Raw genomic sequence first — 19,985 nt, 5'->3', positions numbered from 1 at the left:
ACCAATGCCACCGCGACGCTGACGGGATCCGGCACCAGCTACACCGCAACATTGACGCCCGTGGCCGATGGCCAGATCGCGCTGTCGGTCGGGGCGGTTAGCTTCACCGATGCGGCGGGCAACAACAATACAGTGTCGAATGAGGTGACGGCAGTCTTTGACGGTACGCCACCGACTGTCAGCATCACCGATGCGCCGAATACAGTAAATGCACTGACATCGTTCACCGTAACAATCACCTTCTCGGAAGACGTCACAGGCTTTGACAGCGCCGACATCAATACGTCAAACGCAACCGTCAGCAGCCTGACAGGCAGTGGTGCGGTCTATCAAGCGCACCTGACAGCAGCAGGCAGCGGAGCTGTCAGTCTGGTTGTTCCAGCGGATGCCGCTGTCGATGCCGGTAATAACGGGAACCTCGCATCGAATTCCGTCAGCATTGCCGATGTCACGATAGAGCAGACACAGGAGTTGATCGCGTCGTTCATGCAAACCCGTGCCAACCAACTGATCCGTAGCCAGCCCGGCCTGTCAGGGTTCCTGTCGGGGCAGGCAGAAGGCAGGTTTGATGTGAATGTCACACGTGGCCAAGGCCAGTTTAACTTTGCTAGCAATCCGGACTATCCGGTCTGGATCCAGGCACAGACCTCCTGGTCGTCGAACACAACCAGCGAGAGCCGGTATATGTTTGGCGCTTTTGGTACACACCGGAAAGTAAGGGACAACCTTCTGATCGGTGCGATGGTGCAGTTTGACCATCTGTCAGAAGACACCGGCGTGGCCTCGATCGACGGGACAGGTTGGATGGTCGGCCCCTATTTCGTCGCCAAAAGCGCCGAGCAGCCAGTGTTTTTCGAAGGGCGGCTTCTGTATGGTGAGACCAGCAACACGATCTCTCCTTTCGGAACCTACGAAGACGACTTCGACACCACGCGCGTGTTAGCACAATTCAAGGTGACGGGGGAGTATGCCTACGGGCCGACCACAACATTGTATCCGTTCTTCGATGCCTCCTATGTTTCGGACGACCAGCACAGCTATGTCGACAGTCTGGGCAACACGATCCCCGGACAGGGCATCAACCTTGGGCAGATCGAAATCGGGCTGGATTTCAAACGAGAGATACCTGTTACCTCTGGTGAACTCGAGCTTTTGGGCGGTGTGTCCGGCATATGGTCGCATACCGGAGGGAACGGTTTTGCCTCTACGATTTCCCCCGATTACGAAGGGGGCCGCATGCGGGTTGAGTTGGAGGTGAACCGCGTGTTGTCTTCCACCCGAAAGTTCAACGCCGCTACCTTCTATGACGGGATCGGCGCCAGTGGCTTTGAAAGCTTTGGGGTGAGCTTGGGCTATGAAATGCAGTTCTGATTCACCTGCAATACCTGAACCTATGTAAGGTTGCTTTGTGTGCCCGAGCGATTGCCCGGTCAATGCAGCGCGGGGAGTAAAGCAAGATCTCGGCCCCATAGGGGCTGAGATATGAAGGCCGGATTTTCTGCATATAAGTTAGCGGCGGTTGGTTTAGTCGCAGCGAAGCTTGAAAATCCGCATAGCAGACCTCGGCACACTGAAATTACTGCACACCTTTGTCGATGTCCGTTTCTGTGCAGCTGTACCGCGGCGACGAGCCCCTTAAAAGAAGGTCCGGTGTACCTGTCCGGTAATGAGATCATAGCGCACCCGATCCCCCCGCTAGGGCGCGGAGGGATCAGTCTTCAAGAATTGGCAGGGCCAATACCTCGGCCACAGCTGCCAGCCTTCCATTGGCGCAGGTCCGCCCGCGCGCCTCGGCAATCAGAGCATCCGAGATCTGGCCTTCGGATTGCGGCACTGGCCCGGTGTATCCAGCGCAGGGCTGCAGCAGATCGGCCGACACTTGGGGCGGCGGCATAACCGCCTCACTGGCCGATTGAGAACAGGCGCTGAGCAGTAGCGGCAAGCAAAGGTGATAAAGACGCATCGCGGCCCTCCATGTTTTGCAGATCATTTGATAGCTCCCCCCAGGCGCGGGCCTGATCGGCGGCGCGGTCCAGGTGGGCGCGGTGGATGCGGGCGGTCTCGGCGGCCTGCTGCAGGGTGGCCTGCGCTGTGGCCAGCTCCGATCGGGTAGCGGCCAGATCAGCGCGCAGCCGGGTGCGGTCCTGAAAGGCCCCCGCCACGGACCAGACGCCCCCGCCCGCCTTGTTCCAGCGTGGCAGCTCATCGCAGGCCCCGGCGAGATCCCCGGCATTGGCTTTGCGCACCAGGGTCGATGTGCAGGCGGCCCCTGCCCCGACATTATAGGTCCAGCTGACCAGGGCGATCTTCATACCGATGGGCACCGGGTGTTTCAGGCATCGATCCAGCGCCGCCTCATAAGCGAGGATCTCGCGCGCCAGCATCGCGTCGCACGCGGCCTTGCTGTAGCGATCACCGGGCTGCACGCCCTTGGTTTCGCCATAACAGACGGTCCAGACGCCCACGACATCGCGGTAAGCCTCGGTCCGCAACCCTTCCCACTGGCCAATGAAGCCAATGGCCGAGGTCAGCGCAATGCCGCTGCCTGCGATGACGCCAACCGTGCGCCGGCGGACCGCGCCGCCCGTATCACGACGGAACGCGGCAAGGCCGGACAACCCGTTCTGCAGCACCAGCCGCGCCGGGATCGCCAGCACCTGACACGTGGCCGAGGCCATGGCAAAATACAGCGGATCCCAGCCCAGCATGCCGGGTTGAACCAGGGCCAGAAAGTATCCGCCCAGCAGAACCAGGCTGGCAAGGACAAGCCAGAGAGACCAGGATCCGGTTAGTGTGGCGCGCCAGTTTGAAATGAGTTTCATTGCGGTTGCTCCAATGCAAAAGACCCCGCCAGAGGCAGGGTTGGTTTCAAGTTCAAGTTTTGGGAGTGTGCGGCTAGCTGGGCAGCTTGCCTGTCAGCTTCAGCTGCAGCTCACGCTGCTGCAGCCGATAGGTGGCGATCTTGTGCCAGAGGTTCACGCCAAACCCGGCCAGCGCCAGGATAACGCAGTGGGGCCGATACTCTTAGCCAAGCGCAGTGGCGGCCTGCCCTATACCGCGAGCGGTTGGAACCAGGCGTGGAAACGTATGCGCAAGATCGCCAAGGTTCCCGAGGAAATCATGATGATGGATATCCGGGCGGGTGCCGTGACTGAGGCCAAATCACTTGGCGTCAGCGAGCATGAACTTCGCGACGCGGCTCAGCACTTGCAAGCTCAGACCACAAATCGCTACTCTAGATTGAGGTCCGAAAGCGCGAACAAGGTGGCGCGACTCAGGAACTCTGGATGAGTTGGATCATAATTTCAGGAAAGACGTTCCAACAACTCTCCAACTCTTTTTGCAAGATACGGTAAGTTGTTGTTTTGGTGGTACCACCTGCCCGGTTCGAACGGGCGACCTCCTGATCCACAATCAGGCGCTCTAACCAACTGAGCTAAGGCGGCACTGGGGGCGATTTAGCCTAGAGAAAACCGAAGCGCAAGGGGGTTATATCACAAGTTTCCAGCTTTGTTTGATGAAATCCTCATCAACGGGGCCAAGCAGCGTCCGCGCGCCTGTTGTCAGCCCTTGCCCTGCTGCTGCGGCCAAATGACTAACAGCGCAGGCCTGCCTGTCGCCGTTTGGTGCCCACTGCCCGCTGTGGCGACTTGCTTTTCACGCCCCCGCGGGCTAGCACCAAGACCGGCAATAGGCCGCCGCGACAGGAGTGCAAAATGGGTATCAATAGCGAACGCGACATCGAAGCAAACATGCAGATCGGTCCAACCGACCTGGGCATGGTGCGACTGTTTATTGAGGCCGATGGCGTCGAGATCCCAATGGATTTCGAGCCGGAAGAAGCCGAAGAAATTGCCGAAGAACTGCGTGCAGCAGCACAGGCCGCACGTCTGGTCACTAGCTGAAACGGAACCTCGCAGCCAGCCAAGACTGCACCGGACAAACCAGAAAGCCTACTGTCCAGCCTCAGCGGCTTTCAATAGCGTGCCCAGAGTGATCAACTGATTTGCCGCTACCTCTTGCTTTGCCGACAGCGGGGGACTACCTACAGGGCGTGGCGGGTTCTGCCCTTTCAGTGACCGGCAGCATTCCAGTGGCCTTAAGCAATTCCACGGGAGCTGGCTCTGTTCGGACCCTGGTCCGTTTATCTGGTGCCCACCTGTACATACAGGTCCCCGGGAATCAACACCGCACGTCTGTTTGGTGGTCCCGTCACACTACCCCACCCGCGCTGAACATCACGGCGGCGTGCTAGGCGGGGGCAATCATGATCAGCCGCCGCCGAACAAGCCGCCACGTCGTAAAAAAACCGCGGCACTGAAATATCGGCGCGCGGGTTTCATGGTTTATTTTCAAGAAAATACCGCCACACAACGGGATCCCCCGCAAGACAGCCTGGGGCGACCTAGCCGCGACGTTGGCTCTGGCGGTTTTTCGTCGAAGAGGCCTCTGCCTTAACGCGGATCGGTTCAAAAGAATGGGCGATAGGCGTGCCACCACGGGGGCCACTGTCCTTTTGTGCCATCGCCATAATCACCCAGGCAAACTGCACCCCGGCAAAGACAATTCCGTTCATGAACCACAACAGAAAGACCGCCAGAATACCGTCGCTGGACTGGCTGACCAGCCCCCAGAGATTCATGACATTGAACCAGAGCAACATCGCCACAAAGCCTGCCGCGATCGCAAATCCAATGACAACATTCTTGATGTAGAGTTTCACCAGCTTGGGCATGATCACCTCATCCATTTTTCAACAGTTACTGTAGCACCCTGCCCTGCAAGGTCCAGCGCTTGTGTCATACAAGCGGGAAATGGCCGAAAGCGAAAACGCGCCCCAAAGGGCGCGCATCAATGGTTTTTTACCGGGGCGTGAAACGGCACAGTGGTAAGCCGTTAAAAGGCTTCAGGCTTTGCCTCGCGAGCCATATGATCCAGCACTGCATTGACAAATTTTGGCTCTTTGCCTTCGGGAAAGAAGGCGCGGGCGATATCGACAAATTCGTTAATCACCACCCTCGGCGGCGTTTGCGACTGGGTAAATTCGGCCCCGGCAGCGCGAAACAGCGCCCGCAGGGTTGGGTCGATCCGGTCGATGGGCCATTTCGCCACCAGGGCGCGATCAGTCATCTGGTCAATCTTCGCCTGAAAATTCACCGCATCTTTCAGCAGCTTGCGAAACAGGCCGGTGTCGCCCTCGGCCATTTCATCGCCCTCATAGGTCGCACCAAAGCGATGATCTTCAAATTCCGCGATCACCTTGTCAAAGGTAAGATCGCTGTGTTCCATCTGAAACAGCGCCTGAACGGCATATAGCCGGGCGGCGGATTTCATCTGAGTTTTGCCATTGCCCTTGGGGGCGCTGTCCGAATGGGTCATGCTGTGCGGGGTCCGTTTTCTTTGCCAGCCAGCTGAATGGCTTCGGAAGGCGCCTTGAAACCGACTCCCTTGGTCTGGGCGCCCCATTTACGCGTCAGCGCAATAAGATGCAAGGCCGCAGCAGCCGCGCCGCCACCCTTGTTTTGATCATCGGGGTCGGCGCGCACCTCGGCCTGTTTGCGATTTTCCACCGTCAGGATACCGTTGCCAATGCACAGCCCCTGCAGGCCCAGCAATTGAATGGCGCGACTGCTGTCATTGCAGACGGTATCATAATGTGTCGTTTCACCGCGAATAACGCAGCCCAGCGCCACAAAGCCATCAAAGTTTGATTTCCGATCGGCAATGGCGATCGCGGTGGGAATTTCCAGCGCGCCGGGGACTTCGATCACTTCAAAGCTGCCGCCAACGGCTTCGATCTCGGCCAGTGCCCCTGCCAGCATATGGTCGGCGATGTCCTTGTAGTAAGGTGACATGACAATCGCCAGCTTGACCGGTTTGTCGAATTCGGGGCGCGGCATGATGTAATGCTGTTCGTGTCCGGCCATATTCAGGTCTCCTTCAGGATCGGGCGGGTGCCAACAATGGACAGCCCATAGGCATCAAGCCCAAGATAGGTGGTGGCAGGCGAATCCGTCAAAAGCTCCAACTTATCCAGCCCCAGCTCAGACAGAATCTGCGCCCCAAGCCCGGTTTGTTTAATGGTGCGCGGGCCTTCATCTTCGGGCGCATAAAGCGCATGGCGCGGTTCGCGGAACAGGCAGACAACACCGCGCCCCTCTTCGGCGATCAGCTCCATCGCGCGGGGCAGTTCACGTACCGGTTTAGGACCAAGCCCCAGAATATCCGAGGCTTCGTGCAGCGCATGGGTACGGGTCAACACCGGGCCACCGCTGGAGATATCGCCCTTGATCAGTACCACATGTTCAACACCGTGGATCTGATCGGTGAACAGGCGCATTTCCCAGTCGCCGCCAAATTCAGAGGTTACGGTGCTGCGGCTGGTTTCAACCACCAGATTGTCATTGCGCGACCGATAGGTGATCAGGTCGGAGATGGTACCAATCTTCAGCCCGTGCTTTTCCGCATAATCCACCAGATCGGGCAGCCGCGCCATGGTGCCATCCTCGTTCATGATCTCGCAGATCACCGAGGCAGGGTAATGCCCGGCCAGACGCGCCACATCGCAGCCCGCTTCAGTATGGCCTGCCCGTTGCAACACGCCACCGCGCCGCGCGCGCAGCGGAAAGACATGACCCGGCGTGGCAATATCGGCAGCGGTTTTTTCAGGATCAATTGCGGTGGCCACGGTCAGCGCGCGATCCGCCGCAGAAATGCCGGTGGTCACGCCTTCGCGCGCCTCGATCGACACGGTAAAGGCGGTCTCATGGCGCGAAGAATTGTGCATCGCCATCATCGGCAGGCCCAGCGTCTCGATACGTTCGGCAGGCAAGGTCAGACAGATCAAGCCGCGCCCGTGGGTCGCCATGAAGTTGATGGCCTTTGCATCGGCTGCCTGCGCCGGGATCACCAGATCGCCTTCGTTCTCGCGGTCTTCGTGATCGACCAGAATGAACATCCGCCCCTCACGGGCCTCTGTGATGATCTCTTCAATCGGGCTGATCGCCGCGCGCAAACGGGCCTCGACCGGCCCCGGTGTTTCAAAGCTCATGTTCACAGCCTTTCACTACAGATGCCCGCAGAGCCCATCGCCCATCGGGGTACATAGGCGAAATAGCCCAGTCGTGATGCAAAGGCCAGCCCCACCAGCGGCGGTTTGGGGGCTGGATTTCCGGCCCGCCCCTACACGCTGGCCCCAAACGTTCCCTGCCCGCAGGGTTATCGAATTGGGGATATGTGGCAAGACGCAACCGCGCGCGCATAAAACAAAAGCCCGAACCGCTGCCCGGGCTCTTTATCTACGCATTGTTGGCACCCAGAGCAGCCGACGTCAGCCTGCCTCGTTCAGCCGTGCAACATAGCGCGCCAGCGTGTCGATTTCCAAATTCACCTGATCGCCCAGCGCCACATCACCCCATGTGGTAGCCTCTTTGGTGTGAGGGATGAAGTTGATGCCAAAATCGCAGCCTGTCACATCGTTCACCGTCAGCGAGGTGCCATTCAGCGCAACCGACCCCTTGGGGGCGATAAACCGCGCCAGCGCGGCCGGGGCGCGCAGGGTAACCCGGGTGCTGTCGCCTTCATCCAGCATCGCCACAACCTCGGCAACCCCATCGACATGACCCGATACGATATGCCCGCCCAGTTCATCGCCGACCTTGAGCGCGCGCTCCAGGTTCACCCGCTTACCAACCGTCCAGGCCCCAATATTGGTTTTGGACACGGTTTCAGCCGAGATCTGCACATCGTACCAATCAGAGCCCAGCTCGATCACCGTCAGGCAAACCCCATCCGACGCGATTGAGGCGCCCAGATCAATGCCTGCAGTGTCATAGCCGGTGGTGATCCGCGCGCGCAGATCGCCCTGCTGGTCAAGTTGGGCAATGGTTCCAATGTCAGTGATGATACCGGTGAACATCTGGCTGCTCTCCTATGGTTGCGGCAGGGATCCTGGCCCAGAGGTAGCGGAGCCGACACGCCGCGACAAGGCCCCTGCAAACGTGCGGCAGCCGACGCAATAGATTGCGATGGCCCGCGCAAGCCGCTATGGCACGGGGGCAGGCCGCAGCAGTTCCAGTCATAGTTTCGCCCCAGTGCCCTGCTAGGCAAACCAGATCCTAAACTCAGAATGTTTTCGTGCCCTGATGCAAGCCCATAGCCAAGATAAGCGCATTTTCCTGTTCCTGCAGGGGCCGCACGGACCGTTTTTCAACGCTTTGGGCAAGATGCTGCGCACCGCAGGCTGCGGCGTCTGGCGCATTGGCTTCAATGCCGGCGATCAGGCTTTCTGGCGCAACCGCGCGCAATACATTCCCTTTCGCGATACGCTGTCGAACTGGCAACCGTTTTTTGAACAGACCTGCCGCGACAAGGACATCACCGATATTGTGCTCTATGGCGATACGCGCCCGATCCACGCCCAGGCCATCGCAGTCGCCCGCACCTGCGGCCTGCGGGTACATGTGTTTGAAGAGGGCTACCTGCGCCCCTATTGGGTTACCTATGAGCGCGAGGGAACCAATGGGCATTCACGCCTGATGCAAACCGATGTGGCTGAAATGCAGACAGCATTGGCCCGTTCTGATCTCGAAGCGCCGCTGCCACCGGCCCATTGGGGGGACATGCGCCAGCATGTGTTCTACGGCGCGCTGTACCACTGGTTTGTGATGTTCTGGAACCGCAAGTACCGCAACTTTCAACCACATCGCGCGCTGCCCGTCACCCGCGAATTTCAGCTCTACCTCCAACGGTTAATCCTGATGCCTGCACAGGCACTGGAACGGCGGCTGGCCACGCGCCGCATCCGCAACGGTGGGTTTCCCTATCACCTGGCGCTGCTGCAACTGGCCCATGACAGCTCTTTCCAGATGCATTCCCCCTTTGACAGCATGACAGATTTCCTGACCGAGGTGATCATCGGCTTTGCAGCCGGGGCGCCACGTCACCACCATCTGGTGATCAAGGCCCACCCGCTAGAGGATGGCCGCAGCCCGATCCGACAGGAGCTGCGCCGCCTGGCCCGGATGCATGGGGTTCAAGACCGGATCCACTATGTGCGCGGCGGCAAGCTGGCCGCGCTGCTGAACGAGGCCCGCACCGCCGTCACGGTGAACTCCACCGCTGGTCAGCAGGTTCTGTGGCGCGGTATTCCGCTCAAGGTGTTTGGCGCGGCGGTTTACGACAAGACCGAATTCACCTCGGATCAGCCTCTGTCACAGTTCTTTGCGACCCCCGCCCGCCCCGACAACCGCGCCTATAAAGAATATCGCCGCTACCTGCTGGAAACCTCGCAGGTGCCGGGAGGGTATTATTCGCGCTCCGGGCGGCGGCAACTGCTGCGCCATGTGGTGGATATGATGCTGTCGCCGCATGATCCCTATGATGCACTGCGCCATGGCACAGCGGCCCCTCGGCAACAGTTGTCTGTGGTCAAATAAACGCCCCTACTGCAACACTGGATTTTATCAGAAAACTGCACTAGTCTTTCCAAAAAACTGAGGCAAAACAATAATAGGTCGAGGAGACCGAGCAGTGAAAAACGTCCCTCTTTCCTGGGTGCGGCCCGTGGCGATTCTCGCTGCACTGACGCTGGCGGCGTCTTGCGGTTTGCCAAAAGTCGGCCCCAGTAAACGCCAAATCTTTGCAGGATCGGTTCAGAAAGAAGGCGACGCCTTTATCGTATCCGTCAATGACCGTGTTACCCGTGCCACCGCCGTGGTTCCCGCCCTTGGATTTTCCGACAGCTTTGTCACTGCTGGTCAGCTCACGTCGGATACCATCCGCCCTGGCGATGTGCTGGGGCTGACCATCTGGGAAAACGTCGATGACGGATTACTCGCCAATGAGGCCACCAATGCCACCGTACTCGAAGAGGTGCAGGTGGATAGCGCCGGGTATATCTTTGTCCCCTATGCCGGGCGCCTGCGGGCCTCTGGCAACACCCCCGAACAACTGCGAGCGATCATCACCACGAAGCTCGAGGATCAGACACCGGACCCACAGGTTCAGGTGCGCCGCGTCGCGGGCGATGGCTCTACCGTCAGCCTGACCGGTGCCGTCGGTGGCCAGGGTGTCTATCCAATTGAACGCCCCACCCGCACCCTGTCGACCATGCTGGCGCGCGCCGGTGGCGTCGCAATCGAACCCGAAATTGCCCAGGTGACCGTGATCCGTGGAGAACAGCAGGGCAAAATCTGGTTCCAGGATCTGTTCAACCACCCCGAGTTGGACATCGCCCTGCGTGGCGGAGACCGCATTCTGGTGGAATCAGACAGCCGCTCTTTCACCGCCCTTGGGGCAACCAGCGCCCAGGCGCGGGTACCATTTGAAAGCCAGGATCTTTCGGCGCTTGAGGCGATTGCACAGGTGGGCGGGTTGATTTCAACCAGCTCTGATCCGACGGGGGTGTTTATCTTCCGCAACGAGCCAGCCGCCATTGCCAATCAGGTGCTGGGCCGGGACGATCTGATCGGCGCCCAGCGTATGGTCTATGTGCTGAACCTTACCCAACCAAATGGTTTGTTTATTGCGCGTGACTTTGTGGTCCGTGACGAAGACACCCTCTATGTCACCGAAGCGCCCTATGCGCAGTGGACCAAGACGATCTCGCTCTTGGCCAGCCCATTGACGCCGCTTGCCAGTGTGGAGACCTTGTTTGGCAGCTGAACACATGACCAGCCCGACAGACAGACCCCAAGCCGGGAGCCAAGGCTCCCGGCTTTTTGTTTACAATGGTGGCTTTATCACCCAGCCGCGAATTCGGCGCATTCTGGATCTGGCGGGCTATCACACCCGCCTGGGCCTGCCCCAGCAAGACGACCTGATCGGCATCTGGGGCAACTCTCCCACCGCCCATCGCGGCCGAGCCATCGCCGAGAAGCGCGGCGTCAGCCTGCTGCATGTCGAAGATGCCTTCCTGCGCTCGATCCACCCGGCCCGCGCCAGCAAAGAGCCCCCCCTGGGGCTGCTGTTGGATCGCAAGGGAGTGCATTTTGACCCAGCTCAGCCCTCTGACCTGGAAGATATCCTGGCCACGCACCCACTGGACGACAGCCAGATGATGCGCCGGGCCCGCAACGCCATTGGCCGCATAGAAGACGCCCACCTAAGCAAATACAACGCCTTTTCCGCCAATGCCCCGGTGCCGGATCCCGGATATGTTCTGGTGGTGGACCAGCTGCGCGGCGATGCATCCGTGACCGCCTCCAAGGCCAACCGTGCCCGTTTTTGCGAGATGCTGGTCTTTGCGCAGCAGGAACACCCCGGCGCGCGCATTCTGATCAAGACCCACCCGGAAACAGCTGCGGGCAAGAGACCGGGGCATTTCACCACCAAAGACACCCAGGGCCGGATAGAGATGTTCAGCGCACCAATCTCCCCCTGGCCGCTGCTGGAAGGGGCGATTGCAGTCTATACCGTTTCATCACAGCTGGGGTTTGAGGCCATCCTGGCCGGGCACAGGCCCCGCGTCTTTGGCCAGCCCTTCTATGCCGGCTGGGGTCTGACCGAAGACGAAGAGCCCCTGGCGCGCCGCCAACGCAGGCTGACGCGGGCGCAATTGTTTTCCGCAGCGATGTTTCTCTATCCAACCTGGTACGATCCCTTTACCGATCAGCTTTGCCAACTGGAGCGGGTGATCGACATGCTGGAGGCCCGCACCCGTGCCTGGCGTCAGGATCGCGTCGGCTGGAGCGCCTCGGGCATGCGGCTGTGGAAGCGCAAACCGCTGCAGGGCTTCTTTGGCCAGTACAAAAAGCTACATTTCACCGATGACTGCGAAACCGCGCGCAAGACCGGCCGCAACTGGATGGTCTGGGCCAGTAAGGCCGATGCCGAAATCCATGCCGGGGCAAGCCGGGTCGAGGATGGCTTTCTGCGCTCGCGCGGGTTGGGGGCGGATCTGGTGCCGCCGCTCTCGTTGGTCGTGGACCGGCAGGGTATCTACTACGATCCACAGCAGCCCTGTGATTTGGATGACCTGATCACGCAACGCGCCGATCTTGGCCCGGCGGAGGCCCTACGCGCCGAAGCCCTGATCCAGCAACTGATCCGCCACAGCCTGTCAAAATACAACCTGCCCGACATCCAGACCGACCTACCCGATCTGCCCGCCGGGCATCGCATTCTGGTGCCAGGTCAGGTGGAAGACGATGCTTCGATCACTGCCGGATGTAGCCGCATCAATACCAACCTGGCCCTGCTGCGCGCCACCCGTAAGGCCAACCCAAAGGCCGTCATCATCTACAAACCCCATCCCGATGTCGAAGCAGGCCTGCGCAACGGCGGCCTGATGGCACAAGGGATCCCCGAGGGGCTAGCCGATGTGGTAGCCAGCAACTGCGATGCCATGGCGCTGCTGGATGTGGTGCAGGAGGTCTGGACCATGACCTCTTTGCTAGGGTTTGAAGCGCTGCTGCGCGGCGTCAAGGTGACCACCCTGGGCCTGCCCTTTTATGCCGGCTGGGGGCTGACACACGACCACCGCCCCGCCCCGCCCTGGCGCCAGGCCCGCCCAGATCTGTTGGGGCTGGCACATGCGGTGCTGATTGATTATCCGCGCTATTTTGATCCAGTCACCCGTCAGCCCTGCCCCCCCGAAGTGGTGGTCGAGCGACTGATATCTGGCGCCCTGCCACAACCTGGACTGGGCAACCGGGGGCTGGCCAAACTGCAAGGGGCCTTTGCCACCTATGCGCATCTATGGCGACGCGGCTAAAGCTTGCCGCCTTCATTTGATTTCATATGTTTTGGATGGGCAAAACCGATCCCCTCTTTTGCCCGACATGCCCTAGCGGCTGTGATGCGGTAGCCGTCACCTCGGAGCAGGCGGGGCAGTGTCAGGTCGGGCGGCGCCAGCGATGTAGCACATCGCCCCCAACCGCCCGGGTCTCAATCAGATCAAACCGGCTTGCAGCCTCCAGACTGTGCAGCCCCAGCGCACCAATCGACGGCAGACCTTCTGCGCCAATACCCAGCCCAGCGGTAAAGCCGATCAGCTCATCCACCAGATCAAAAGCCAGGAGCGAGGCCGCAAGCGCGCTGCCACCTTCACAAAAGAGCCGCGTCAGACCGGCATAGCCCAGCTGCTGCAATAGATCCTGTGGATCCAGCTGAACACCACGGCTGGCACAGGGCAGCAGCCGCGCGCCAAGCCCCTCCCAGGCCTGCCTGCGTTCAACATCAGCGCCCGCCCCATGGCATAGCCACAGCGGCACCTCGGCGGCAGAGGTCGCCAATTGGCTGATCAGCGGCAGATCGAGGTTCCGTGACACCACCACCCGCACCGGCTGATGGGCAACCCCAAGATCGCGCACCGTCAGTGATGGATCATCCGCCCGCGCCGTACCAGCCCCTACCATGACCGCATCATGACGCGCCCGCATGGCATGGACTTCGCGGCGGGCCTCGGGACCGGTGATCCATTTGCTCTGGCCGGATCCTGTGGCGATACGGCCATCAAAACTGCTGGCCAGCTTCAGCGTCACCAGTGGGCGGCCCAGTTCCGTCTTGAAGAAAAACCCAGCATGATCGCGGGCGGCCTCCTCTGCCAGAACCCCGACAGTGACCTCGATCCCGGCCTGGCGCAGCCTTTCGAACCCCTGGCCTGAAACCCGTGGATCACTATCGCCAACTGCCGCGACCAGTCGCGAAATCCCCGCCTTGATCAACGCTTCGGCGCAGGGGGGTGATTTGCCCTGATGCGAACAGGGCTCCAGCGTGACATAGGCGGTGGCCCCTCGCGCTAGTTCTCCGGCCTGGATCAGTGCCTCGACCTCAGCATGGGGGCGACCTCCGGGCTGGGTCCAGCCGCGGCCGACAATCCATCCCTCGCGTACCAGCACACAGCCAACCGCCGGGTTGGGCCAGCAATTGCCCTGCCCCCGCCGCCCCAACGACAGCGCCAACGCCATATACCGTGTATCTGTATCTGCCATCTGATCACCGCCTATTTCTGATCTTGCCCCTACATAGCCCCACACCCCAGTGATGAGAAGTGCAGCACCCAGCAGTATTTCACCGCCCCTGCAACCGGATCATACGGGTAACAATAGCCCGCAGAAAAAACGCAGCAAGCCCTGGGCCTGCTGCGTGTCGTCGGCGTCAGCCGTCTTAGCCCCTATTAATCACCGGGGGCATCCGGGCGCAGTTCATGAACAAAATCTTCGAAATCATCCGCAGCCTGGAAATTCTTGTAAACGCTGGCAAAGCGCACATAGGCCACCGTATCAATCCGGGCCAAGGCTTCCATCACGATTTCACCAATCTTGCTGGAAGAGATATCCGTCTCGCCCATGCTTTCCAACCGCCGGACAATACCAGAGATCATCTGGTCGATCCGCTCTGGGTCGATGGGGCGTTTCTGCATTGAAATACGGATCGAGCGTTCAAGTTTGTCCCGGTCAAAATCTTCCCGCTTACCGTTGGTTTTCACCACGACCAAATCGCGCAACTGCACCCGTTCATAGGTCGTGAAGCGGCCGCCACAGGCCGGACAAAACCTGCGCCGACGGATCGAAACATGATCCTCGGCGGGACGCGAGTCCTTTACTTGAGTGTCGATATTCCCGCAAAACGGACAGCGCATTTGCCGATCCCCTTATCCCAATACCCGTTAATTGTGCTTAGTTGCGCACATTTATCCACAACTATAGGGCAGACGCTAGGAATTGGGTAGAGGGGAAATTCAACCGCTAAATCAGCCAAGTTACGCGCTGAGATGCGCCAGAATTTTGCGCTGGTGGGGCGCTTGGCGGTGTTCAAACAGATAGACGCCCTGCCAGGCGCCCAGGCCCAGGGTGCCGTCGCTGATCGGGATAGACAGGCTCACCGGCATCATCGCCGCCTTGATATGGGCGGGCATATCGTCGGGGCCTTCATAGGTATGGCGCAGATAGCCCATCGAGGGATGATCCGAGGGTGGCACAAGCCGGGTAAAAAAGGCCTGCAGATCTGTCTGCACCTCGGGGTCGGCGTTTTCTTGGATCAGAAGCGAACAGGAGGTATGGCGCACAAACAGGGTCAGCAGCCCCGAACTCAGCCCCCCAACACTGGCCAGCCAGCGCCGCAGATCAGCGGTGAGTTCATAGAGACCGGGCCCCTGGGTGCGGATTTCAAATTCATGCTGCATGCTACAGAACTGCCCCGGGCGCGCTGTCAGTTAATAGGGTAGAACAGATCTTCTAGCCGGTCGGTGCAATAGTTGCGCGCCGTCGCCGCATTCAGGTTGTCACCAACGGCCTTCACGCTCAGCGATAGGCGCGGCTGGGTGTCGCTGCCCGGTGGCGGCGTCAGCGAAAACTGAACCGATTTGCGCTTTGGTCGGGTCACCGAAGGCCCAATGCCTTGCCAGATGTAAATCCGCTGGGTTGCCTTGGTGCGCAGCTCGCGCAGGGCAAAATCACCGATACCACACCAATAATCCTGCGCCCCAGATCCAACCTGGCTGACAACCTCCCAGACACCATCAGAAACCGGAAAGACCTCATGTCGGTTCCAGGCCCACCAGGCCTGCGCCCCCATCGGAACCCCGGCCAGAAAAAGCAGGATAGCCGCTCGTGCTGTGCCTTTGCGCAGCCTAGTTCGCATGTTGTTTCTCACAGCTCCCCCTTGGCATCACGCCAGTTGGTGACAGATCGGTATCGGACCAGATCGCACATGCGCCCAACGCCCCCTGCCTCTTTGCCCATCATGCCAGCCATCAAAACCCAACCGGCAACTGATTGCAAAGGTCAAACGCATCGCGCACCGACATGGTATCCCCCCGCGCCAACCCATTGACGTTGCCATATGGGCGCGCATCTAAACCATTGACCAGCGCAGGCTGCAGGGTGAACTGCACCGCCGAGCGCCGGTTTGTTGTCTTGCTTGCAGCAAGTGCCCGGGAAATAGTCAGCGGTGCCTGCCAGGGGGCCTTTAGCGCGCGCCGGGCGTAATCTCCCGCCCCGCACCAATACAGCCGCCCTGGGCCGCCACTGCGCGGAATAACCTCAAAGATCGCCTCTGATACAGGGTTGACCCGGCTGCCGTCTCTGGAGGTAAAGGCCTCAGCCGGGGCAGCAAGGGTCAAGCCAACCGCGCAGCACAAGGCCATTTTAAAGCGAACTGACCGACGGCCTGAACCGACAGCCGTTGTTGTGGCACATTTCATGACAGCCCCCAAGTCACCCTCTGGGGCACGTTACTCCGCCCCCCTTGCAGCAGATCATTTAGGGCGGACGAAATCATTTCAACATCTTTTTGACCTGATCAGTTATATCGAACAGGGAACTGGTCACAATAGTTGCGGGCCTGTTGCACCGACATACGATCGCCCGGCTTGATCCCCAGGGCCAGCCATCCCTGTGGCGCCGGGGCGACATCTACCTTGTCGGGCGACAGGGTGAATTGCGCTGCAGAACGACGCCCCGTGGTGACACTCTGGCCGCGCCCGCGTACCACATAGACCAGATCACGCCAGCCCGCCCCCTTTACCCGGCGGGCATATTCCGATGCGCCACACCAGAAATCGCCAAAGCTGCCAGAGCTCTTTGGAATGACTTCAAAGACCACATCATCCACGGGGTTAACCCGCACGCCACGCGGTGTGGTAAAGGCATCAGCGCCGACCGGCACCAATAGGGCCGCCGTCATAGCGGTGGCAATAAGTTGCTTTTTCATCAATCAATTTCCCTTGCTTGCCTCCTACATAGGAAAACAGCCTGCGGGTTCCAAGGGGAACACCCCAAGGAACAACGCAGGACTGGGAAAATACGCATCGTAATGCGCCATCACGCCAAGAGGCATTGGGAGGGGGCGCCGTCGGGGGCAGCCCAGGCCCTAGTCCGCCTTACGCGCAGCCGGGCCGGGAAAGGGGATGATTTCGGCGCCCAACCCCTTGCCTAGGCTTTGCTCCAGGATACTCAGAACCGCCTCATCCGGGGCGCTGCCATGATCCTGGCCAAACCGTTCACGCGCCTGCGAGCGCAGCAAATCGCGCGCCGGTTCCGGCTCCATCGCCTTGAGGGCATCGCCCTGCTCTTTCAGCGCGGCAACCATGAATTCATTGGCATTGGTCAGAGTTTGCAGTGTTCTGAGCTGATCTTCCAGCGCTTCCAGCGCTTCCAGCGCCGTGGTCAGATTTTGATTTGCAGACATCGGTCCCCCAAAGGCGGTGCGTGTAAGACAACAGGTGCAAGAGGAGTGTAAACGCGCCAAAGGCCCCGCGACAAGGGGAAAGGTTAACGAATGGTTAACTCAGGGTGTCTCTGCCGTGCTCGGGCTTTGCCATCGGCACCGCCCCTGCCGGGGACCAATCGAGAAACCGTGCCTGTAAATCTGCATCCGGCACCAGACAGGCGCTGTTGCGGCCAAACAGGCGATACCGATTTCGGGCCACAGCATGATACAGCAAATCTTTAACGCAGGAGGGCAAGAAACGGCATATCCCCAGCACAGGCCAGCCCCCCGGCAAAGCCCGCATTGCGGCCGCAAAGGCATCCAGCCGCTGATAGGTCTGGCCACCCACAACCACCAGCATGGTGTCAAACCCATCCTGTGGCAGGCCAAGATCGCGGAAAAGTCTCTGGCCCAGTTCTGACTGCGCCGTGGCAAAGAAAAAGCGCTGCATCCTGTCATGGCGCAGCATGAAGCGAAAGAAATGCGAACACAGCACACATTCCCCATCAAAGACGATGAGGTCTATAGCCGGAAGCTCTGCTTCAGGTCTTGAGACGCCTATATGGGTATCAACCTCGTTCAGGCAGCTATCCCCAGATACGCCCGGCGGTGACGCAGGGCTGTTTTCTAACTCGGCCAAACACTTTCAATTGAGAAGCCTAATTCCAGCCTACTCGTTAGCGCTCGTATTCATAGAAAAAAGGCGCCCCCTAACGGGAACGCCTGCTGAATTTATTGATCAAGGAAGCTGCGCAGCTTGCGGCTTCGGCTGGGGTGCTTCAGTTTCCTGAGCGCCTTGGCCTCAATCTGGCGGATCCGTTCGCGGGTCACGCTGAACTGCTGGCCGACCTCTTCCAGCGTATGATCGGTGTTCATCCCGATGCCAAAGCGCATCCGCAGAACCCGTTCTTCGCGCGGGGTGAGCGAGGCCAGAACCCGTGTGGTCGTTTCCTTGAGGTTTTCCTGAATGGCGCTGTCCAGCGGCAGCACGGCATTCTTGTCCTCGATGAAATCGCCCAGCTGGCTGTCTTCCTCGTCGCCGATCGGGGTTTCGAGAGAGATCGGCTCCTTGGCGATCTTCATCACCTTGCGGACCTTCTCGAGCGGCATCTGCAGTTTTTCGGCCAGCTCTTCCGGGGTCGGCTCGCGGCCGATTTCATGCAACATCTGGCGACCGGTGCGGACCAGCTTATTGATGGTTTCGATCATATGCACCGGAATACGGATGGTGCGCGCCTGATCCGCGATCGAGCGAGTGATCGCCTGACGGATCCACCATGTGGCGTAGGTCGAGAACTTGTAACCGCGACGGTATTCGAACTTGTCGACCGCCTTCATCAGGCCGATGTTGCCTTCCTGAATGAGGTCGAGGAACTGCAGCCCGCGGTTGGTGTATTTCTTGGCGATGGAGATCACGAGGCGCAGGTTGGCCTCGACCATTTCCTTCTTGGCCTGACGGGCTTCTTTTTCGCCCTTCTGAACCTGTTGCACGATGCGGCGGAATTCCGAGATGTCGAGACCGACATACTGGCCCACCTGCGCCATGTCGGCGCGCAGCTCTTCGACCTTTTCGGTCGAACGCTCGATGAACATCTGCCAGCCACGGCCCGGCTTTTCGCCCATTTCCGCCAACCAGTTCGGATCAAGTTCGCGGCCGCGATAGGCCTCGACAAATTCACGACGGTTGATGCGGGCCTGGTCGGCCAGCTTTACCATGGCACTGTCAATCTGCATGACCCGGCGGTTGATGCCGTACAGCTGGTCGATCAGCGCATCAATCCGGTTGTTGTGCAGATGCAGCCCGTTCACCAGCTCAACAATTTCAGAGCGCAGGGACTGGTAGGTCGCCTCGTCGCCTTTGCTGAAAGAGCCGTCTTCATTCAGGGTGGCCGAAATCCGGCTGTCCTGCATTTCCGACAGCTGGGAGAAATCGGTGGAGATCCGCTCCAGTGTGGTAAGCACGCGGTCCTTCAGCGCCGCTTCCATCGCGGCCAGGGACATATTGGCCTGCTCGTCTTCGTCGTCCTCATCGTCATCGGCAATCGGATTGCCATCCGCGTCGAGTTCGGGTCCGGTATCCTTGGCAGGCTGGGCAGCCGGAGCAGCCCCTGGCGTTACCGGCACCACCGGTTCTGCCGCTTCGCCCTCTTCATCCAGCTGATTGCCAAAGGTCGCCTCAAGGTCGATCACATCGCGCAGCAAAATGTCTTCGGACAGAAGTTCGTCATGCCAGATAGTGATGGCCTGAAAGGTCAGCGGGCTTTCGCACAAGCCCGCAATCATGGTGTTGCGACCGGCCTCGATCCGCTTGGCGATGGCGATTTCGCCTTCGCGGCTTAGCAGTTCGACGGTGCCCATCTCGCGCAGGTACATGCGCACGGGGTCATCGGTACGGTCCAGTTTTTCCGAAGCGGTGCCAGCAACCGCAACCTCACGCGGGCTATCGGCAGAGACCAGTTCAGTTGACCCTTTCTGGTCGTCCTCGTCGACTTCTTCATCTTCGATAATATTGATGCCCATCTCGGACAGCATCGACATCACATCTTCGATCTGCTCCGAGCTGACCTGATCGGGCGGCAGCACCTGGTTCAGCTGATCATAGGTGATGTAGCCCTTTTCACGGGCTTCAGCGATCATCTTCTTGACCGCAGTCTGGCTCATATCCAGCGTGATTTCAGCGTCCTGATCGTCAGGCTTACGGTCGTCGTTATCTTTGGCGGCCATTCATTGCTCCCTAAGAGGCTGGGCGATTCGGATACCGAATCATTAGCGCGATCGTGTGATTCGTCACCCGGTTTAGCGAATTTTCTTTGGCTCTTCCTTAGCAAAAC

The 19,985-nt window shown here is 59.6% G+C and carries 22 protein-coding genes and 1 tRNA gene; 6 read left to right on the top strand and 17 right to left on the bottom strand.

Annotated elements, in window-relative coordinates; all coding sequences use genetic code 11:
- Window positions 1–1,371 (top strand): Ig-like domain-containing protein (locus LRK71_RS12565; RefSeq protein WP_232404157.1); only part of this gene is annotated, 1,371 nt, incomplete at its 5' end.
- A 340-nt stretch (window positions 1,372–1,711) separates the two neighbouring features.
- On the opposite strand, the gene LRK71_RS12560 is transcribed toward LRK71_RS12565, so the two are convergent.
- Window positions 1,712–1,894, bottom strand: a complete 183-nt coding sequence (locus LRK71_RS12560; protein ID WP_232404156.1) for a hypothetical protein — start codon at window positions 1,892–1,894, stop codon at window positions 1,712–1,714.
- A 7-nt stretch (window positions 1,895–1,901) separates the two neighbouring features.
- On the bottom strand, window positions 1,902–2,822 hold the full coding sequence (locus tag LRK71_RS12555; protein ID WP_232404155.1) for a glycoside hydrolase family protein: 921 nt from the start codon (window positions 2,820–2,822) through the stop codon (window positions 1,902–1,904).
- On the opposite strand from LRK71_RS12555, the gene LRK71_RS12550 reads away from it, so the two are divergent.
- Window positions 2,794–3,291, top strand: a complete 498-nt coding sequence (locus LRK71_RS12550) for a site-specific integrase (RefSeq protein WP_232404154.1) — start codon at window positions 2,794–2,796, stop codon at window positions 3,289–3,291. The genes LRK71_RS12555 and LRK71_RS12550 overlap by 29 nt on opposite strands.
- 78 nt (window positions 3,292–3,369) lie before the next feature.
- Here the strand turns inward: LRK71_RS12550 and LRK71_RS12545 are convergent.
- Window positions 3,370–3,446 (bottom strand) — tRNA-His (locus tag LRK71_RS12545).
- Window positions 3,447–3,716: 270 nt separating this feature from the next.
- On the opposite strand from LRK71_RS12545, the gene LRK71_RS12540 reads away from it, so the two are divergent.
- Complete coding sequence (locus LRK71_RS12540) at window positions 3,717–3,905, top strand: DUF6324 family protein (RefSeq protein ID WP_232404153.1); 189 nt, start codon at window positions 3,717–3,719, stop codon at window positions 3,903–3,905.
- Between the two features lie 500 nt (window positions 3,906–4,405).
- On the opposite strand, the gene LRK71_RS12535 is transcribed toward LRK71_RS12540, so the two are convergent.
- The 5 genes from LRK71_RS12535 to LRK71_RS12515 all read right to left on the bottom strand — a co-directional run bounded on the left by LRK71_RS12535 (window position 4,406) and on the right by LRK71_RS12515 (window position 7,918).
- On the bottom strand, window positions 4,406–4,735 hold the full coding sequence (locus LRK71_RS12535; protein WP_232404152.1) for a hypothetical protein: 330 nt from the start codon (window positions 4,733–4,735) through the stop codon (window positions 4,406–4,408).
- A gap of 161 nt (window positions 4,736–4,896) precedes the next feature.
- Window positions 4,897–5,379: a transcription antitermination factor NusB gene (gene nusB / locus LRK71_RS12530; RefSeq protein ID WP_232404151.1), complete on the bottom strand. Its 483-nt coding sequence runs from the start codon at window positions 5,377–5,379 to the stop codon at window positions 4,897–4,899.
- Complete coding sequence (locus tag LRK71_RS12525) at window positions 5,376–5,927, bottom strand: 6,7-dimethyl-8-ribityllumazine synthase (protein ID WP_232404150.1); 552 nt, start codon at window positions 5,925–5,927, stop codon at window positions 5,376–5,378. Before LRK71_RS12525 ends, nusB begins: the two co-directional genes overlap by 4 nt.
- A 2-nt stretch (window positions 5,928–5,929) precedes the next feature.
- Window positions 5,930–7,051, bottom strand: a complete 1,122-nt coding sequence (ribB, locus tag LRK71_RS12520; protein ID WP_232404149.1) for a 3,4-dihydroxy-2-butanone-4-phosphate synthase — start codon at window positions 7,049–7,051, stop codon at window positions 5,930–5,932.
- Between the two features lie 279 nt (window positions 7,052–7,330).
- Window positions 7,331–7,918, bottom strand: a complete 588-nt coding sequence (locus LRK71_RS12515) for a riboflavin synthase (RefSeq protein WP_232404147.1) — start codon at window positions 7,916–7,918, stop codon at window positions 7,331–7,333.
- A gap of 226 nt (window positions 7,919–8,144) precedes the next feature.
- On the opposite strand from LRK71_RS12515, the gene LRK71_RS12510 reads away from it, so the two are divergent.
- From LRK71_RS12510 to LRK71_RS12500, 3 genes are all read left to right on the top strand, one after another.
- Complete coding sequence (locus LRK71_RS12510) at window positions 8,145–9,437, top strand: capsule polysaccharide biogenesis protein (RefSeq protein ID WP_232404146.1); 1,293 nt, start codon at window positions 8,145–8,147, stop codon at window positions 9,435–9,437.
- 94 nt (window positions 9,438–9,531) lie between these two features.
- Window positions 9,532–10,665: a polysaccharide biosynthesis/export family protein gene (locus LRK71_RS12505; protein WP_232404145.1), complete on the top strand. Its 1,134-nt coding sequence runs from the start codon at window positions 9,532–9,534 to the stop codon at window positions 10,663–10,665.
- Between the two features lie 4 nt (window positions 10,666–10,669).
- Complete coding sequence (locus LRK71_RS12500; RefSeq protein ID WP_232404144.1) at window positions 10,670–12,715, top strand: capsule polysaccharide biogenesis protein; 2,046 nt, start codon at window positions 10,670–10,672, stop codon at window positions 12,713–12,715.
- A 121-nt stretch (window positions 12,716–12,836) separates the two neighbouring features.
- Here LRK71_RS12500 and ribD read toward each other — a convergent pair whose 3' ends face one another.
- The 9 genes from ribD to rpoD all read right to left on the bottom strand — a co-directional run bounded on the left by ribD (window position 12,837) and on the right by rpoD (window position 19,878).
- A complete protein-coding gene (ribD, locus tag LRK71_RS12495) occupies window positions 12,837–13,934 on the bottom strand; it encodes a bifunctional diaminohydroxyphosphoribosylaminopyrimidine deaminase/5-amino-6-(5-phosphoribosylamino)uracil reductase RibD (RefSeq protein ID WP_269751731.1) in 1,098 nt (365 codons plus the stop codon).
- 185 nt (window positions 13,935–14,119) lie between these two features.
- On the bottom strand, window positions 14,120–14,584 hold the full coding sequence (nrdR, locus tag LRK71_RS12490) for a transcriptional regulator NrdR (protein WP_232404143.1): 465 nt from the start codon (window positions 14,582–14,584) through the stop codon (window positions 14,120–14,122).
- A 120-nt stretch (window positions 14,585–14,704) separates the two neighbouring features.
- On the bottom strand, window positions 14,705–15,127 hold the full coding sequence (locus LRK71_RS12485; RefSeq protein WP_232404142.1) for a secondary thiamine-phosphate synthase enzyme YjbQ: 423 nt from the start codon (window positions 15,125–15,127) through the stop codon (window positions 14,705–14,707).
- Window positions 15,128–15,153: 26 nt separating this feature from the next.
- Window positions 15,154–15,585: a hypothetical protein gene (locus LRK71_RS12480; protein WP_232404139.1), complete on the bottom strand. Its 432-nt coding sequence runs from the start codon at window positions 15,583–15,585 to the stop codon at window positions 15,154–15,156.
- 112 nt (window positions 15,586–15,697) lie between these two features.
- Window positions 15,698–16,147 carry a hypothetical protein gene (locus tag LRK71_RS12475; RefSeq protein WP_232404137.1) on the bottom strand — a complete coding sequence of 150 codons (450 nt, stop codon included), beginning with the start codon at window positions 16,145–16,147 and terminating at the stop codon, window positions 15,698–15,700.
- Window positions 16,148–16,245: 98 nt separating this feature from the next.
- The gene (locus LRK71_RS12470) at window positions 16,246–16,656 is read right to left on the bottom strand and encodes a hypothetical protein (RefSeq protein WP_232404136.1); all 411 of its coding nucleotides are present in this window, start codon (window positions 16,654–16,656) and stop codon (window positions 16,246–16,248) included.
- A gap of 159 nt (window positions 16,657–16,815) precedes the next feature.
- Entirely contained in the window at window positions 16,816–17,133 is a 318-nt protein-coding gene (locus LRK71_RS12465; RefSeq protein ID WP_232404135.1) for a hypothetical protein, read from the bottom strand.
- 94 nt (window positions 17,134–17,227) lie between these two features.
- On the bottom strand, window positions 17,228–17,794 hold the full coding sequence (locus LRK71_RS12460) for a thiol-disulfide oxidoreductase DCC family protein (protein WP_332460266.1): 567 nt from the start codon (window positions 17,792–17,794) through the stop codon (window positions 17,228–17,230).
- Window positions 17,795–17,886: 92 nt separating this feature from the next.
- Window positions 17,887–19,878: an RNA polymerase sigma factor RpoD gene (rpoD, locus tag LRK71_RS12455; RefSeq protein WP_232404134.1), complete on the bottom strand. Its 1,992-nt coding sequence runs from the start codon at window positions 19,876–19,878 to the stop codon at window positions 17,887–17,889.
- Window positions 19,879–19,985: the final 107 nt, after the last annotated feature.

This window comes from Pseudophaeobacter flagellatus, assembly GCF_021228235.1.
Lineage (GTDB): Bacteria > Pseudomonadota > Alphaproteobacteria > Rhodobacterales > Rhodobacteraceae > Pseudophaeobacter > Pseudophaeobacter flagellatus.
The sequence above is the reverse complement of the archived record's forward strand: the minus strand, read 5'-3'. Positions and strand labels throughout refer to the sequence as shown.